Origin of the sequence: Amycolatopsis sp. NBRC 101858 (assembly GCF_030269325.1) — a bacterium.
In the GTDB taxonomy this organism is placed as follows: domain Bacteria; phylum Actinomycetota; class Actinomycetes; order Mycobacteriales; family Pseudonocardiaceae; genus Amycolatopsis; species Amycolatopsis ponsaeliensis.
The window spans coordinates 2594185-2609267 of sequence record NZ_BSTD01000001.1 but is presented as its reverse complement, the minus strand read 5'-3'; the positions used below and the strand labels follow the sequence as shown (position 1 = coordinate 2609267).

The window sequence follows — 15083 nt, the reverse complement described above, 5'->3', positions numbered from 1 at the left end:
TGATGACCGAGGGTTGGGGTGACCCTACTAAGAGTCGGTTGACCGGCCGACCGATCACTGTCCGCAACACGCGGGAGGCGCGTCCTGTTCCACCGGATCCGGGGAAAGTCCCAGGAAGAGGGCGGTTTCGCTGAGGGCGATCGCGGTCCGGCCGGGGTCTGGGCCGCCGGCGGCACAGCACCTGCGGCCGAACGGGGGAATCCCGGTGCGTGACGTGGCAACCACAGGTGTCACCCGGCTACTTGAGCAGCCGAGACATCCGCCGGTCGGCGAGTGGCTTGCCGCCCGTCTGGCAGGTCGGGCAGTACTGGAACGACTTGTCGGCGAACGAGATCTCGCGGATGGTGTCGCCGCAGACCGGGCACGGGAGGCCCGTGCGTGCGTGGACGCGCAGGCCTGAGCGCTTCTCGCCCTTCAGGCGCGCTGCCTTCTGGCCCACCGAGCGCCCGACCGCGTCGGACTCGATCTCGACGATCGCCTCGGCGAGGGTCTCCAGCGCGCCGTCGTCGAGCTTGCCGATCGTCGCGTACGGGGAGAGCTTCGCGCGGTGCATGATCTCGTCGGAGTACGCGTTGCCGATGCCCGCGATCAGCGACTGGTCGGTCAGCGCCCACTTCAACCGGGTGTTCTTCCCGGCGAACAGTTCGCGCAGCTGGACGGCGTCCACCGACAGGGCGTCCGGGCCGAGGCGGGCCACGCTCGCGATCTCCTGCGGGTCCTTCACGATCCACACCGCGAGGCCCTTCTTCGTGCCCGCTTCGGTGAGGTCGAAGCCGGGCCCGGTGGCGGACTCGAGGTGCACGCGCAGCGAGATCGGGCCCTTGCCCGGCTTGAGCGGCGCCGCGGCCAGGCCGTCGGACCAGCGCAGCCAGCCCGCGCGGGCCAGGTGGACGACCAGGTGCAGGTCGCCCGCGACGACGTCGAGGTGCTTGCCGTGCCGGGTCGCGCCGGTGATCTCGCGGCCGTGCAGGTCCGTCCACGGCGGGGTCGCCGTCTTCAGGACGCTCAACGATGCGACATCGATGCGGAAGATCGTCTGGCCGACCGCGTTCTCACGCAGGTGGTGCGCCAGCGCTTCGACCTCGGGTAGCTCGGGCATGCCCCCAGTTTCACCCCTTCGGCCGAATTCCGGTACCGGCTATTCGACCGGGTGCAGCGGCCCGTCGAAGTCCGGCAGCGAGTGGCGCTGGATCGTCTTGGAGATCTTCTTGACCTCGCCCTGCACGGTGAACATGCCGCGGATCGTGCCGACCCAGCGCTCGGACGGCCGGTCGCCGGTCATGTCGCCCTCGGTCTCCGCGACCACCGTCCACGGCCGGCGCAGGATCCACCGCAGCGGGAAGAACAGCACCACGAGCAGCAGCGCCAGCAGCACCCACGCGGGGATGTTCACCTCGTTCGGCGTCCACACGACGAGGATCACGGCCAGCAGCGCGGTGACCACGATCATCGCGATACCGGGGCCGTAGCTGCCGGCGACGTCGTGCTCGAAGTCGTCGGCCGTCGCCGGAGCACGCCATTCCATCTGGGCACGGACCACCCAGTCGCGGCCGTCTTCGCCGCGTACCAGCCGGTTCATTCAGTTGCCTCCCGGGGCGCCCGCAGGGTGAGCCCCACAACGGTACCGTGCGCGGGCTCGCCCGCGCGAGGGAGGAATCGGACATCCCACGCGGCGAAGTTGATCACCGCAGTTCAGGGAGCCGGCGAGTCCGTGGACGCCGAATCCGTCGATTCGCCCGAACCAGTGACGCTCGACGCGCCGCTCGGCCACGGCTTCCCGTACGTCGGCGTCACCGTCGTCGACGACCCGGTGGACGTCGGGTCGTCGCCGGTCGGCTCCGGCTTGCCCGGCGGGGTCGTCGTCGTGGTGCTCTCCGGGCGGCCGGACGGCGACAGCTCGGGGGCGTCCTCCGGCACCGTCTCGGTCGTCATCTCCGTGCTCGTCGAGTCCAGCCGCGGCGACGTCTCCGAGCTGTCGGGCGCACTGAACGTCGACGAGGAGATGTCGTCGCGCGGGGTGTCGCCGTTCGTGCCCTGGTCCGGCCCGGTGCCGACGCTCCCGCCGGGGACCTCGCCCACCGGCACGGACGGCACCTCGTTCGCCGCCACCGGCCGGTCGCCGGTGCGCTGCCGCGCCGGGACGGCGACCCCGGTACCCCGGCCGTTGAGCACGCCGATGCCGATCCGCGGGTCCTGCTGCGGCTGCGGGGGCGGCTGGTGGTGCTCGGTCGGCGGCACCACGACGAGCTCCGGCGCGCCGCCGGTCAGGCTGACGTCCTGCGCCGGGGTCGTCCCGAACAGGACGGGACCGGCCGCGACGCCGACGGCGCCCACGGCCGCGGTCGACGCCAGCGCGAGCCCGACCTTGACCTTCGACCCGACCAGCACGCCCTTGATCGTCGCGCCGAGGCCGGCCAGCACGCCGCTGCCGCTCGCGGCGGCACCCGCCGCCGGCACCAGCAGCACCAGCACCCCGGCGTGCGCGCGCAGCGACGAGCAGACGTCGCGCAGCTCGTCCTGGGTCGCGCGGCACGACGGGCAGCCGTGCAGGTGCGCCTTGATCCGCTCCGCCTCGGCGCCGGTGACGCTGCCCGCGGTGAACCCGCCGAGCTTCTCGACGACCGCGCGGCACGAATCCGGCCCACGGTTCACCGAAAGGTGTGCCTGCAAGTACGCCGCGCGGAGGCCCTGACGGGCACGCCGGGCCAGTGCGGCCGTGGCGTTCGCGCTCAACCCGAAGTGCGTGGCGACCATGGCGGGCTGCTCGCCCTCGACCTCGGTCTGCCACAGGACGGTCCGCCAGCGCTCGGGCAGGCTGGTGAACGCCGTCGTGATCAGGGTGTGCTCGGCCGTGCGGGCGTGCGTGTCGGCACCCGCCCCGGCGCGGAAGGTCAGCTCGTCGTCCGACACGGGGACGTCGCGGCGGGCACCGTGCCACTCCCAGGAGACCCGGCGGGCGACGGTCAGCAGGTAGGCGCGGACGTAGTCCCGGGGGCCGGAGCCGCGGCGAAGGGCCTGGAGCACGCGGAAGAACGTCTCCGCGGTGATGTCCTCGGCCTCGGACCGGTCGGAAGCGAGGCTCTGCGCCAGTCTCCGGACGGCGGCGGCGTGCAGCTCGAACAGCTCCCCGAACGCGGCGTCCTCGCCGTTTCGAAGTCGTTGCAGCAGCGCCTGCTCGTCGGATTCCGAGGCCGCTGGTGGCGGCGCAGTGCCCAGCTCGGTCATCCGGCCCGGCACCTCCTCCCCGAAGGTCTCCCCGTTCGGTCGAATGGGGACACCATACGGAGGGAATCAGCCGTCGTCACCCCTTGTACGCCAGCTGTGACGCCGAAGTACCGGGTCAGGGCACCGGGGGACCCGCTCATCGGAGCAGTTTTCAGTTGGTATAGAGTGCATCTCAACAGCAAGGCAGTGCGGATGTAGCGCAGCTGGTAGCGCATCACCTTGCCAAGGTGAGGGTCGCGGGTTCGAATCCCGTCATCCGCTCAAGATCAAAGAACCGCTGCTCGGGACACCCGGGCAGCGGTTCTTTGTCGTTGGGCCCAAGCTCTCGACGCACGGGTGACTGCCGTCACAGGCGAACGGTTACCTTCTGGCCGGATTCGTGCCGGTTCGGCAATGGTTTTCATCCGGTGTTCCGGCCGCGTTTTCGCGATGCCACCTCTTCGGGTGATGCTCGGACGTGATCGTGCTGAGCATGACCGAACTGACCCGTCGCCGTCTCCTCGGTGGGGCCGCCGGTGCCGCCGCCACCGCCGCTGCCGCCACCCTCATGCCGCCGAACGTCCAGCGGGCGCTCGCCCAGGGCGCCCCCAAGCACGGCTCGCTCGACGACATCGAGCACGTCGTGCTGCTCATGCAGGAGAACCGGTCCTTCGACCACTACTTCGGCACGCTGTCCGGGGTCCGCGGGTTCGGCGACCCGCACGCCGCGCGGCTGCCGAACGGCAAGCCCGTCTTCTACCAGCCCGACGCCGAGAACCCCGCCGGCTACGCGCTGCCGTTCCACCTGGACACGCACGCCACCAACGCGCAGAAGATCCCGTCGACGTCGCACGCGTGGCAGGTCCAGCACGACGCCTGGAACGGCGGGAAGATGGACAGCTGGCTGCCGGCGCACCGCAAGGCCGACGGCAAGAACGGCCCCTACGTCATGGGCTACCACACCCGCGCCGACCTGCCGTTCCAGTTCGCGCTGGCCGAGGCGTTCACCATCTGCGACAGCTACCACTGCTCGGTGTTCGGCCCGACCTGGCCGAACCGGATGATGTGGATGACCGGCACGATCGACCCCGACGGCGAGCACGGCGGCCCGATCCTCGACAACAAGGCCCCGGCCGGCGGCTACACCTGGACGACGTACGCCGAGCGGCTGCAGGCGGCGGGCGTCAGCTGGAAGGTGTACGAGCAGAGCGACACCTACGGCTGCAACATGCTGGAGAACTTCGCGAACTTCAAGAACGCGCCGGCGGACTCGCCGCTCGCGGTCAACGGCCTGACGCACCGGCCCGAAGGCCAGTTCGAGTACGACGCGCGCAACGGCAAGCTGCCGACGGTCTCCTGGATCATCTGCACCTCGACGGCGTCCGAGCACCCGCAGTACACGCCGGCCGAGGGCGCCGCGTTCGTCGCGTCGAAGATCGACGCGATCGCGGCCAACCCCGAGGTCTGGGCCAAGACGGTGTTCATCCTCAACTACGACGAGAACGACGGCCTGTTCGACCACGTCGTCCCGCCGACGCCGCCGGCCGGGACGCCGGGCGAGTTCGTCACGAAGACCTCTCCGGGAGGCACCCCGGGCAACGGCCTCCCGGTCGGCGCGGGCTACCGCGTGCCGGCGATCGTCGTGTCGCCGTGGACCGCGGGTGGCTGGGTGTGCAGCGAGAACTTCGACCACACGTCGACGCTGCAGTTCCTGGAGAAGGTGACGGGCGTGGCCGAGCCGAACATCTCGCAGTGGCGCCGGAAGACGTTCGGCGACCTGACCTCGGCGTTCCGGTTCGACGACCACAAGGCGCAGCCGCCGGTGCTGCCCGACACGTCAGGACCGCTGACGCTGTCCCGCTACGAGCAGGCGAACCTGCCGGCGCCGACGTTCCCGGGCACCGGCCAGAAGCCGCCGAAGCAGGAGCCGGGCGGACGGCCGCGGGTGCCGCGCCACTAGAGCTCGTAAACGTCCAGGACCGTCGGGGCGACCGGGGTCAGGTGCGGGTCTTCGCGTTCCGTGACCTGGCCCCGGGCCATCCGGTAGACGCGGAATTCGTTGTCGTGCTCGGTGTCCTGGTCGTCCCAGACGTGGAGCAGGCCGTACGAGCCCGCGGCCAGTTCGCCGACCCTGGTGAAGAGGTCGAGCAGTTCCAAGCCGGGACCGCCGTGCTTGTCGAAGCCCGCGAGGTGGAGCATCGGCATGCCCGCGCTCCAGCGGAGGTCGACCAGGTCGAAGCCGCCCGCGTCGCGGATGGCGCGCTGTACGCGGTCGACCAGGCGCTCCAGGAGCGCCGCGTCGTCATCGCCGCTCGCGGTCGCCTGGATGGTCACCCAGCCGTGATATTCGTACACCCGGAGAACGGTAGCAAGAGATCAACCGCGAGCTCAGCGGGCCAGCGCGGACGGCTTCCCGTCGCTGCGCAGGACGTTCGTCAGGACGCCTTCGCCGTGCCGCTCGAACGCCGGCACGAGCTTCTCGCCGAACACGCAGAGCGTGCGCTCCCAGGGGTGGCCGAGCGTGCCGAACGAGAAGTCCGCGGCCAGGAACAGGTGGTAGTCCGCACGCGGGAACACCGGCACCGGCCAGCGCGCGCCGGGGGTCATCCGGTGCGGGCGGAGGCGGTAGGACTGGTGCTGCCAGTGCAGTGCCCACATCCAGTCGTCGGGGCCGCAGGCCTCGCGGAACGCGGCCAGCGCGATGGCCGAGACCTGGTGCTCCTCGACCGCGTACGGGCCGAGGCGGAACTCGGCCGAGGCGCGGTCCAGGTCGCCGGGCGAAAGGTCCCAGGTCCGCGACGGCGCCGGCTCGCGGAAGCCCGGCCAGGCGTGCGCGTAGGTGCTCGGCCAGAACCCCAGCTTGTCGTACACCCAGTACCAAGCGGGTTCGTCGGCGACGCGGGAGACGGCTTCCCAGGCAGCATTCACTGTGAGGACCTCTGACTTGGCCGGGCACGAAAGAACACGCGAAAGCTTCGTGTTCGGCTTCCGGTTTGTCCAGCCCTCATTCGCTCGCCGCGAACTGTGTCACTCGACCGGGTGGGTTCGGGCAGATTGTCACCATGCGAGTCATCTTCGTCCACGGCGCGTTCGTCCGAGACGGCGCCTGGTGGTGGCGGCCGACGGCGGACGTCCTCGCCCAGCAGGGTCTGCGCAGTTCAGCCGTGGTGCTGCCGAGCTGCGAGGCCGAGCCGCGCGGCGACCTCCACGACGACGCCGCGGCCGTCCGCGCGCTGCTCGACGCCTCCGACGAGCCCGTTCTGCTCGTCGGACACTCGTACGGCGGGATGGTGATCAGCGAAGCCGGGAACCACCCCGCGGTCCGCCGGCTCGTCTACGTGACGTCGTTCCTGCCGGACGCCGGCGAGGCGCTCGCGGACTTCGGCGGCGCCGAGCCGTCGCCGTGGCACGTCAGCCACGGCGACGGGACGGCCGGGGTGCGGGAGGAGCTGGTGCGGCCGCTCTTCGCCCAGGACTTCGACGACGCCACCTACGCCGGCGCCGCGGTCCGGCTCACGGCCCAGAACGAAGCGGTGTTCGGCCAGCGGACGACGACGGCCGCGTGGCGTGAGGTCCCGTCCACCTACCTCGTGTGCGCCGAGGATCGGGCGACGCTGCCGGAGAAGCAGCGCGAACAAGCGGCGCGCGCGACCGCCGTCGTCGAGCTTCCCGTGGCGCACCACCCGTTCGTCACGCGGCCGGAGCTGGTGGCCGGCGTGCTTCAGGTGATGACGTAGCCCAGCGGAAGCTCCTTGGCCTTCCCCTCGCAGGCGGCGTCGAGCGAGTCGAAGTGGCTCGCGCCCGCGTTGCAGCGGTAGAGCGGCCGCGCGGCCGCCCATGATGGCGGGTTGGCGTAGATGTGGCCGAGCAGGCCGAGTGCCTGCTGGCCCTCGCACTTGCCGCTCTGGTCGGTCGAGGTGAACCAGTCCTTCTGGTCCTTCACCTTGCAGGCGAACAGCTTCCGCGTGCCCGGCTCGGGCGTCGCGACGAGGTTGCCGAACACGCCCTCCTTCGTGAACCCGGCCGGTGGGCCGACCTTCTTCGTGCCGCTGAAGTGCCCGCCGTCCGGCTGGTGGAAGCGGATCAGCGGCAGCTCGGCCGGGTGCGGCTTGTCGCCGGTGGTCGACGTCGGCGTGGAACTCGACGAGGACGCCGGCTTCTTGGACGTGGGTTTCTTGGTGGTCGAGGGCGTGGCGGAAGCCGAGTTCGACGTCGGGGTGGCCCCGGTGGCGGTGGGCGTGGTCCGGTCCGGCTTGAGCAGGAAGATCGCCCCGAGCGCCGCGACGACCGCGACCGCCACCCCGGTCAGCACCAGCGGCAGCCGGCGCTTCCCCTTCGGCGGGCCGTCCACTGTGGCCGGTGGCGGCGGCGCGAGCCACGCGGTCGGCGACGGCCGTGCCGGACCGCCGGTGCGCGCGGTTTCCAGCAGCCGCCGCAGGCCGGGCGCGGTCAGCCGGTCCGAAGCGGACTGCGTGAGCAGCCCGCGGACGGCGTCGGCGAGCGGGCCGCGGCAGCGCTCCAGCACCGGCTGGTCGTACATGATCGCGTGCAGGGTCGCGGCCGTGGTGGTGCGCTGGAAGGGCGCGCGGCCTTCGGCGGCGTGGAAGAGCGTCGCGCCCAGCGACCAGAGGTCCGACGCGGGCGACGGCCCGGCCCCGGCGAACAGCTCGGGCGCCATGTACCCGGGCGAGCCCATGACGCCGCCGGTCTGCGTCAGCGACGGGTCGTCCATCGCCCGTGCGATGCCGAAGTCGGCGAGCTTCACGCGGTCGCCGGGCAGCACCATGATGTTGCTGGGCTTGACGTCCCGGTGCACGACGCCGGCCGCGTGCGCGGTCTCCAGCGCGCCCAGCACCTGCAGGCCGAGGGCGGCGACGCGCTCGTTCGCCAGCGGTCCTTCGCGCTCGATGACGTCGGCGAGCGTCGGCGCGATCACCAGCTCCATGACGATGAAGGTCGCGCCCTGCTCGCTGACGACGTCGTAGACCGTGACGACACCGGGATCGTTGAGCCGCCCCGCGGTGCGCGCCTCGCGCATGACCCGCTCGAGGTGCGCCGGCGACGCGCCCGGCGGGGTGGCGAGCTCCTTCAGCGCGACGGGCCGCCCGAGCACCGTGTCTTCGGCGCGCCAGACGACGCCCATGCCGCCGCGGCCCAGCTCGGCCGAGATCGCGTACCGTCCCGCGACCAGTCTCATCGTCGCCCCCCTGAACGCTCGGGGGCGATGCTAAGGGAGGCGCCGGAGCGCCCCGGCGCCTCCCCGGCTCAGGCGGCGTCCCAGAGCGTGAGGAACGCCGAAGCCTCGCTGCGGGCCCAGGGCCGCAGCCGTTCACGGTCGCGGGCGGAGAGCTGGAACTCCTTGCTCCGGCGGACGTCGATCACCAGCGCGTGACCACCCGGCAGGACGTCCGGCATCGCCTGCTCCAGCACCCACAGCGCCAGCTGCGCCGAGTCCTTCGTCAGCGGTTCCTCCTTGAAGTAGAGCCAGGTCGCGTAGCGGCGGCCGTCGCTCTTGCGGAGCCCGAGCTGCGGGCTGACGCCGATCTCGAGGTCGCCGATCCGGCAGCGGCCGCGCCCGACCTCGACCAGCCGCGGCGACTTCCGGCCGAGGTAGCGCAGCCAGCCCTCGGCTATCGCCGCGTAGTGCGGTTTCGTCCGGTCGTCGGCGGCGTTGACGAGGGCGCGCAACGCCGTCGCGTCCTGCCCCGCCGCCCGCCCGGACCGCACGGCGTTCGCCGCCCGCCGGTAGTAGTTGAACGCCGCTCGCGCCGGGTCTTCGTACAACTTGCGCTGCCGCCGGACGAACGACGACCGCGACGGACCGGTACTCGCGCTGTAGCCCACGAACGTGGGCAGGGTGATGTAGGCCATGGCCCTGCCTTCCTCCATCGCACCACCCGCGCACGCGGGTGGCATCTCCCCTGGACAACGCCTATTTTAGAACATATGTACGACAGTTTTCGGCGGCCGACGAGGTGACGGGCGGCGGGGACTCCCGGATCGCGCTGACTTGCGCTAAGTTGCCGATCAACCTCGAACCGCAACCTCGCAGGTCGGCCCCACGTGCCAGACTGATGCCCCGAATGGTGGATGGGGGTCCATGGATGAGCTGGCAGGAAGAGCTTCGCCGCCTCGACGCGGAGCTTGCCGAAGGCCGCATCGAGCCTGCTGAACACCGCAAACAGCGCGACGAGCTGCTCGCGCAGGCCTCCGGTTCGACCGTGCCCTCACCCGTCCCCTCGCCGTTGCGCCGTCCGGGTGACACCTGGCGGAGCGCCAACCCCGCGAGCCACCCGGTGCCGCCGCCGCAGCGCGTCGAATCGCCGCGGCCCGCGATGCCGTACCAGAAGCCGCACCCGCCCTGGCAGCGCACCGGGCTGCCGGTGTCGGCGAACGCGAGCCCGGTGCCGGCCATCCCGGACCACATGACGACGGCGCCGAGCCCGGCCGACATCGTCCCGACCCGCTACCTGCGCATCGACGGCCCGGCCGGGCAGGAGCAGGGCAGCCGGTTCCCGCCGATCACCCCGCCCCGCGGCGAAACGCACCTGCCGCTGCCGCGGGACGCCGGCTCGGACGAGCCGCCGGGGAAGCACCGCTTCGGCGGCGGCTCGTCGTCCTGGCGCGCCTGGCCGTTCATCGCACTCGGCGTCCTGGTGGTGCTCGGCATGATCGTCGGCGCGACGATGTGGCTCGGGCAGGACGACCCGAAGCCCGACGACCCGCTGACCACGTTCGTGCCGCAGCCGCCGGCCGCCGCGACCCAGCCGCAGCTGGAGGACCAGGTTCCGCCGCTGCCCGGCAAGCAGTACCCGGAGAGCTCGACGATGTCGCTGGCCAAGGGCCTGGACCTGAACCTCTACCCCAAGGAGAGCGCCCAGGTCTTCTCGCAGCACGGCGTCACGCAGTTCGTCTACCGCGGTTCGGCCACCGGGGACACGGGGTACATCGCGTTCGCCCTCCCCACCCGCTCGCCCGACGACGCGAAGGCCGTCGTCGACTACCTGCGCGCGGCCGCCGACGCCGGCGGGTTCGTCCCGGTCGCCGCCGACCCGAAGGCCGTCACCGGCCGCAGTGGCGACCGGCGGATGGACGGCACCTGGTACACCTCGGGCAAGGTCGCGCTCGTGCTCTGGGCGTCACAGCCGTTCGCGCAGGACAAGAACGAGCTGAAGACCAGCCTGGACAACGCGCTCGCCGTGTTCCAGAAAGCGCTGCCGCCCGGCTGATCAGGCCGGCTGGTCGAGGAGCCCGCCCAGCGTGCGGCGGGCGACGTCGGCGCCGAAGAGGCGGTCCACCACGGTCTTGCCCTCTTCGGACAGCCGCTGCCACAGCTTGTCGTCCTCGATCAGGGTGACGATCTCCTCGGCGAGCTCCTCGGCCGTGGCGCCGACGAGGACGTCGCGACCGTGGGTCAGGTGCATGCCCTCGGCGGCCAGCGGGGTGACGACCGCCGGGACGCCGTAACCGAGGCTCTCCCCCAGCTTCCCCTTCACCCCGGCGCCGAAGCGCAGCGGCGCGACGACGACCCGGGCCTCGCGGTAAGCGCTGTCGAGGTCCGGGACCCAGCCGCGGATGACGACGCCTTCGCCGGCGAGGTCGAACACCTCCTGCGGCGGGTTGCTGCCGACGATCTGCGCCACCGCGTCCGGGCACCGGCGCCGCACGAGCGGCATGATCTCGGTGGCCAGCCAGCGCGCCGCGTCCCGGTTGGGCAGGTGGTCGAAACTGCCGACGAAGAGCACGCCCGAGCGGCCGTCCGGGACGGCGGGCACGGCGTCGGCGTGGTGCACGTTGGACAGCACCTCGACACGCGCCGAGGGCACGAGCTCCCGCAGCAGCGCACGCTCCACATCGGACACCGTGAACGTGACGTCGGTGGCGCGCGTGAGCCCGAGCTCGGACTCGCGCAGCACCTCGGCCCGCCGCCGCAGCGTCAGCTCCTCCCGGGTTTCGCCGAGCCGCGCGGCGAGGTCGGCCTGCCGGTTGAGCCGGACGAAGTGCAGGTCGACCGTGTCGTAGGCGATGACGCAGTCCGGCGCGTGCTCGCGGACCTGCTCCAGCAGCTGCCAGGCGACGTGCGGCCGCGACAGCACCGCCAGCCGCAGGTCGGCCCCGGCGTCGCGCAGGAACTCCTGCTGTTCGCCGAGCCCGGTCACCACCGTGACGCCCGCGCGGTACAGCGCGTCCGCGTACGGCTCGGGCAGGGCGTTGTTGAGCGGCATGAACACGACCCGGTGGCCGAGGCCGACGAGCAGTTCGAGGATGCGGAACATCCGCACCGAGCCGGAGTCCTTGTCCGGCATCGGCACCTGGTGGTCGGCGACCAGCACGGTGCCGCCGCGGTGGCCGTCCTTCGTGCGCTGCCGCCCGGCCCAGACCGCGCGCGGGCTCGCCTCGGGGAAGTGGTCGCGCAGCTGGACGCTCCACTTGTCGACGAAGACGCCGCGGTTGAGCTCCTGGTGGCGCTTCACTCCGGAGGAGACGTCCGTGCCGTTCGTGATGCCTTCGTGGTGCACGACGACCGACGCGGGCTGGACCATCGTGCGGTAGCCGGCGGCCCTCACGGCGAAGGCGAGGTCGGTGTCTTCGTAGTACGCGGGCGCGAAGCGCTTGTCGAAGCCGCCGACGCGCTCGAACAGCTCGCGGCGGACCAGGATGGCCGCGCCCGAGCAGTAGTCGACGTCGCGCAGGGCCTGGAACCACGGCGCGTCCGGCGACTGCAGCCTGCCGTAGTTCCAGCCGGTGCCGTCGGCCCAGATGATGCCGCCGCACTCCTGGAGGCGGCCGTCCGGGTAGACCAGCTTCGAGCCGACGAGCCCGACGTCGGGCCGGGACTCGACCACGGCGACCAGCTCGTCGAGCCAGCCCGGCCGGACCTCGGTGTCGTTGTTGAGGAAGAAGATGAAGTCGCCGCGCGCGTTCTCGGCGCCCAGGTTGCAGGCGCCGACGAAGCCCAGGTTCTTCGGCGCGCGCACCAGCCGGACCCCGGCGCAGCCGGCGACCCGGTCGGCCGAGTCGTCGCGGGAGGCGTCGTCGACCACGATCACTTCGAACGGCGTCGCGGGCAGGTGCCGCTGGATCGAGTCGAGGCAGGTCCGGGTGAACGCCCAGTTGCCGTAGACCGGGATGACGACGCTGACGATCGGCTGGTCGCTGGTGGTCACCGCGACCGGCCCCGGCACCGGCGGCGTGGCCGGCGCCGCGCCCGCCTGACGCCCCAGCGCCGTCTCGTAGAGGTCGCGCCGGCGCGTGCCGCGCGGGGCGAACTTCTCGATCGACCCCCGGTACTTGCCGATCAGCCGCTGGGCCAGGGCGGAGGTCTCCGCGCGCAGCTTGTCGTTCTCGGCGGCGAGCCGGCCGATCGTGTCGGCGAGCCCGGTGTTGTTGCCCGCCAGCCACGCGAGCCGTTCGGTGTCGTAACCGGCCTTGCGCTTGAGGAGGTTCAGCTCTTCGGCCGCGCGACGCCGGTCCACGCGGGCGCGTTCGGCCTGGCCGAGTGCCTCGTCGCGCTCGGCGGCGGCCTGCCGTCCGGTGGTGGTGGCCTCGGCCAGTTCGGCGGTCAGGCGCGTCTCGGCGGCCGCGGCCCGCTCGCGCTCGGCTTCGGTGCGGGCCAGCTCGGCGTGGAGACGCCCGGCTTCGGCCGCGGCGCGCGCGACGAGCGTCAGCTTCGGGTCGAGCATCGCGGACGTCGTGGGGACCTCGACCGGCCCGGCCGACGCGACGGCGATGAAGTAGGTGTGCGGCGCCCCCGGCTCGACGACCCAGCCGTCGGCGTCGTCCGGCCGCACCGTGAGCACTTCGGCGCCGGTGCCCGCGCCGTCGTCGTGGATCAGCGAACCGACCGCGACGTTCTGGCGCAGCACGACGACGTGCTCGAAGCTCTCCGAGAGCAGCGAGCGGAACGCCGGGCCGGTCAGCTCGTGCACGTGATACGGGTTCTCGTTGCCGTGGTCGTGGGAGTAGACCTCGACGTCCGGCGTGCTGCACAGGAAGATCCCGGACGGCGTGAGCCGGTTGCGGACCAGCTCCATGAGCCGGTCCTGCTCGTCGACGTGCTCGATCGCCTCGAAGCAGGTGATGACGTCGAAGCGTTCGCCGTCGAGGGCCGCGGGGTCGGTGATCGAGCCGGTCTCGAAGCGGACGCCCGGGTAGTTCTTCCTGGCGTGCTCGACGGTGACCGGGTCCAGCTCGAGGCCGACGACCTCGGCGCCCGACTTCGCCATCAGCGCGCTGCCGTAGCCCTCGCCGCTGGCCAGGTCGAGGACCCGCTTGCCGGCGACGAAGCGGGCCGCGAACGCGTAGCGGTGGTAGTGCTCGTAGATCACCTGGAGATCGTCGGTCCACGGCACGCACCGCTCGCCGGTCCACTCGATCAGCCGCTCGCCGTTCGTCCCCTTGCCCATGGCGGGCAGATTAGCCGTCCGAGCAGGGACGCGGGGCCGGGCCTCACCTTTCGAGGAGGCGCAGCCCGACCAGGATGTAGGACAGCGTGCGCCGGTCGGCACCGGAACCGGCGGTGATCGACCAGTCGGCGTCGAACGAGAGCCGGACCTGCCGGTGCGCGTCGATCGGGACCGGCACGACCTGCTCGACCAGCCCCGGCCCGACGTCCGCCTTCGCGACCGGCACGCCGTCGACCGCGATCGTCACGCTGCCGTGGTCGGCGGACTCGTCCGGGACGAAGGTCCGCAGCTCGAGCGCCCCGATCGCGGCCGTGGTGAGGAGCGGGAACTCGACCGACGGCGCGGCCCAGTCGTCGTGGTCGACGCCGTTCATCCGGCCGGTCACCACGCCGGCGCCGCGCACCAGCCGTTCCCCGGGATTGCCGCCGGGCCGGAACGAGACCCGCCCGGCCGGATCGACGACGCCGGTGTCGCGCACGGACCGTTCCGGCGTCCGCGAGCCGTGCACCCGCAGGGGCTGCCCGGTCGGGTGGAAGAGCCCGATGAGGTGCGTCGGGCTGACGACCCCCAGGTCGACGAGGGTGTCGTCGAGGGTGCCGAGGTGGTCGAGCAGGCGCACGTCCGCGGGTTCGCCGAGGTCGAAGCCGGGGCCGTAGATCCGGTCGACGAACGGGTCGATCACGTTGCCGTAGGGGAAGAAGAGGCTGGGGTGCAGGTGGTCGAGCAGCACCGGCAGCACGTCCTGGGCCCGGATGCCCTCGAACCCGTCGGCCGCGCAGTCGATGTCGACGAACCGCTCGTCGACCTCGCCGGTCATGGCGTTGCGGCGCAGCCGCGGCGGCAGCGTCGCCCAGATCCGGTCGATGACCTCCAGCGCCTCGGGCCAGCGGCGGTGGCCGTTGCGCCCGATCATGTCGTGCACGACGAGGACGCCGGCGGGATCGAGCCCCGCCCGGATCTGGCCGTAGAGGTGTTCGAGGTCGAGGACGTGGTGCAGCGCCTGGTAGCCGACGACGACGTCGTGGGCGGTGTCGGCGCGCCAGGTGTTGAAGTCGGCGGTGATCAGCTCGACCCGGCCGGCGAAGCCCAGCTCCCGCGCCGACGCTTCCGCGCGAGCCTGCATGTCGGGGTTCAGCTCCAGCAGCCGCAGCCGCACGTTGTGCTGCCCGGCCGCGGCCAGCGTGCGCAGCCAGCCGAGCTCCTGGTCGCCGTTGCCGCTGCCGAGCGAGAGCACGACGACGTCCCGGTCGAGCCGCTCCGCCCGCTCGGCGATCTCGCCGACGATCAGCTCTTCGATGCTCGGGACGCCGAGTGCTTCGAGCTTCGGCCGCGTGTGCCGCTCGGACCAGTGGTGCGCCGACGGCGGCAGGTTGCCGTGCACTTCGACCTGACCGGCGAACGTCTCCCGCTCGCGCGCCAGACGCTGCTCGTAGCCGGGTCCCCGGTCACTCATCGACATCCGCCGCCATCCCG

The 15083-nt window shown here is 72.0% G+C and carries 12 protein-coding genes and 1 tRNA gene; 4 read left to right on the top strand and 9 right to left on the bottom strand.

Annotated features, from left to right (window positions below):
• Positions 1 to 238 precede the first annotated feature (238 nt).
• From QSK39_RS12690 to QSK39_RS12680, 3 genes are all read right to left on the bottom strand, one after another.
• Complete coding sequence (locus tag QSK39_RS12690; RefSeq protein ID WP_285477788.1) at positions 239 to 1099, bottom strand: Fpg/Nei family DNA glycosylase; 861 nt, start codon at positions 1097 to 1099, stop codon at positions 239 to 241.
• A 39-nt stretch (positions 1100 to 1138) separates the two neighbouring features.
• Complete coding sequence (locus tag QSK39_RS12685; protein WP_257922856.1) at positions 1139 to 1579, bottom strand: DUF983 domain-containing protein; 441 nt, start codon at positions 1577 to 1579, stop codon at positions 1139 to 1141.
• A gap of 113 nt (positions 1580 to 1692) precedes the next feature.
• Complete coding sequence (locus QSK39_RS12680; protein ID WP_285477787.1) at positions 1693 to 3225, bottom strand: sigma-70 family RNA polymerase sigma factor; 1533 nt, start codon at positions 3223 to 3225, stop codon at positions 1693 to 1695.
• 188 nt (positions 3226 to 3413) lie between these two features.
• On the opposite strand from QSK39_RS12680, the gene QSK39_RS12675 reads away from it, so the two are divergent.
• Positions 3414 to 3486 (top strand) — tRNA-Gly (locus QSK39_RS12675).
• 211 nt (positions 3487 to 3697) lie between these two features.
• A complete protein-coding gene (locus QSK39_RS12670; RefSeq protein ID WP_285477786.1) occupies positions 3698 to 5164 on the top strand; it encodes a phosphocholine-specific phospholipase C in 1467 nt (488 codons plus the stop codon).
• Here the strand turns inward: QSK39_RS12670 and QSK39_RS12665 are convergent.
• Together QSK39_RS12665 and QSK39_RS12660 are read right to left on the bottom strand one after the other, a co-directional pair.
• Complete coding sequence (locus QSK39_RS12665; protein WP_285477785.1) at positions 5161 to 5559, bottom strand: immunity 7 family protein; 399 nt, start codon at positions 5557 to 5559, stop codon at positions 5161 to 5163. The genes QSK39_RS12670 and QSK39_RS12665 overlap by 4 nt on opposite strands.
• 33 nt (positions 5560 to 5592) lie before the next feature.
• Entirely contained in the window at positions 5593 to 6132 is a 540-nt protein-coding gene (locus QSK39_RS12660) for a DUF2716 domain-containing protein (protein WP_285477784.1), read from the bottom strand.
• Between the two features lie 134 nt (positions 6133 to 6266).
• Here QSK39_RS12660 and QSK39_RS12655 point away from each other — a divergent pair, with 134 nt between their 5' ends.
• A complete protein-coding gene (locus tag QSK39_RS12655; RefSeq protein WP_285477783.1) occupies positions 6267 to 6941 on the top strand; it encodes an alpha/beta fold hydrolase in 675 nt (224 codons plus the stop codon).
• On the opposite strand, the gene QSK39_RS12650 is transcribed toward QSK39_RS12655, so the two are convergent.
• Both QSK39_RS12650 and QSK39_RS12645 read right to left on the bottom strand, forming a co-directional pair.
• A complete protein-coding gene (locus QSK39_RS12650) occupies positions 6926 to 8401 on the bottom strand; it encodes a serine/threonine-protein kinase (RefSeq protein WP_285477782.1) in 1476 nt (491 codons plus the stop codon). The genes QSK39_RS12655 and QSK39_RS12650 overlap by 16 nt on opposite strands.
• A gap of 68 nt (positions 8402 to 8469) precedes the next feature.
• On the bottom strand, positions 8470 to 9093 hold the full coding sequence (locus QSK39_RS12645; RefSeq protein ID WP_285477781.1) for a hypothetical protein: 624 nt from the start codon (positions 9091 to 9093) through the stop codon (positions 8470 to 8472).
• 215 nt (positions 9094 to 9308) lie between these two features.
• Between QSK39_RS12645 and QSK39_RS12640 the strand changes: the two genes are divergently transcribed.
• Positions 9309 to 10433: a hypothetical protein gene (locus QSK39_RS12640; RefSeq protein ID WP_285477780.1), complete on the top strand. Its 1125-nt coding sequence runs from the start codon at positions 9309 to 9311 to the stop codon at positions 10431 to 10433.
• Here the strand turns inward: QSK39_RS12640 and QSK39_RS12635 are convergent, their stop codons facing one another.
• A complete protein-coding gene (locus QSK39_RS12635) occupies positions 10434 to 13610 on the bottom strand; it encodes a glycosyltransferase (RefSeq protein WP_285477779.1) in 3177 nt (1058 codons plus the stop codon).
• A gap of 43 nt (positions 13611 to 13653) precedes the next feature.
• Complete coding sequence (locus QSK39_RS12630) at positions 13654 to 15063, bottom strand: SAM-dependent methyltransferase (protein WP_285477778.1); 1410 nt, start codon at positions 15061 to 15063, stop codon at positions 13654 to 13656.
• Positions 15064 to 15083: the final 20 nt, after the last annotated feature.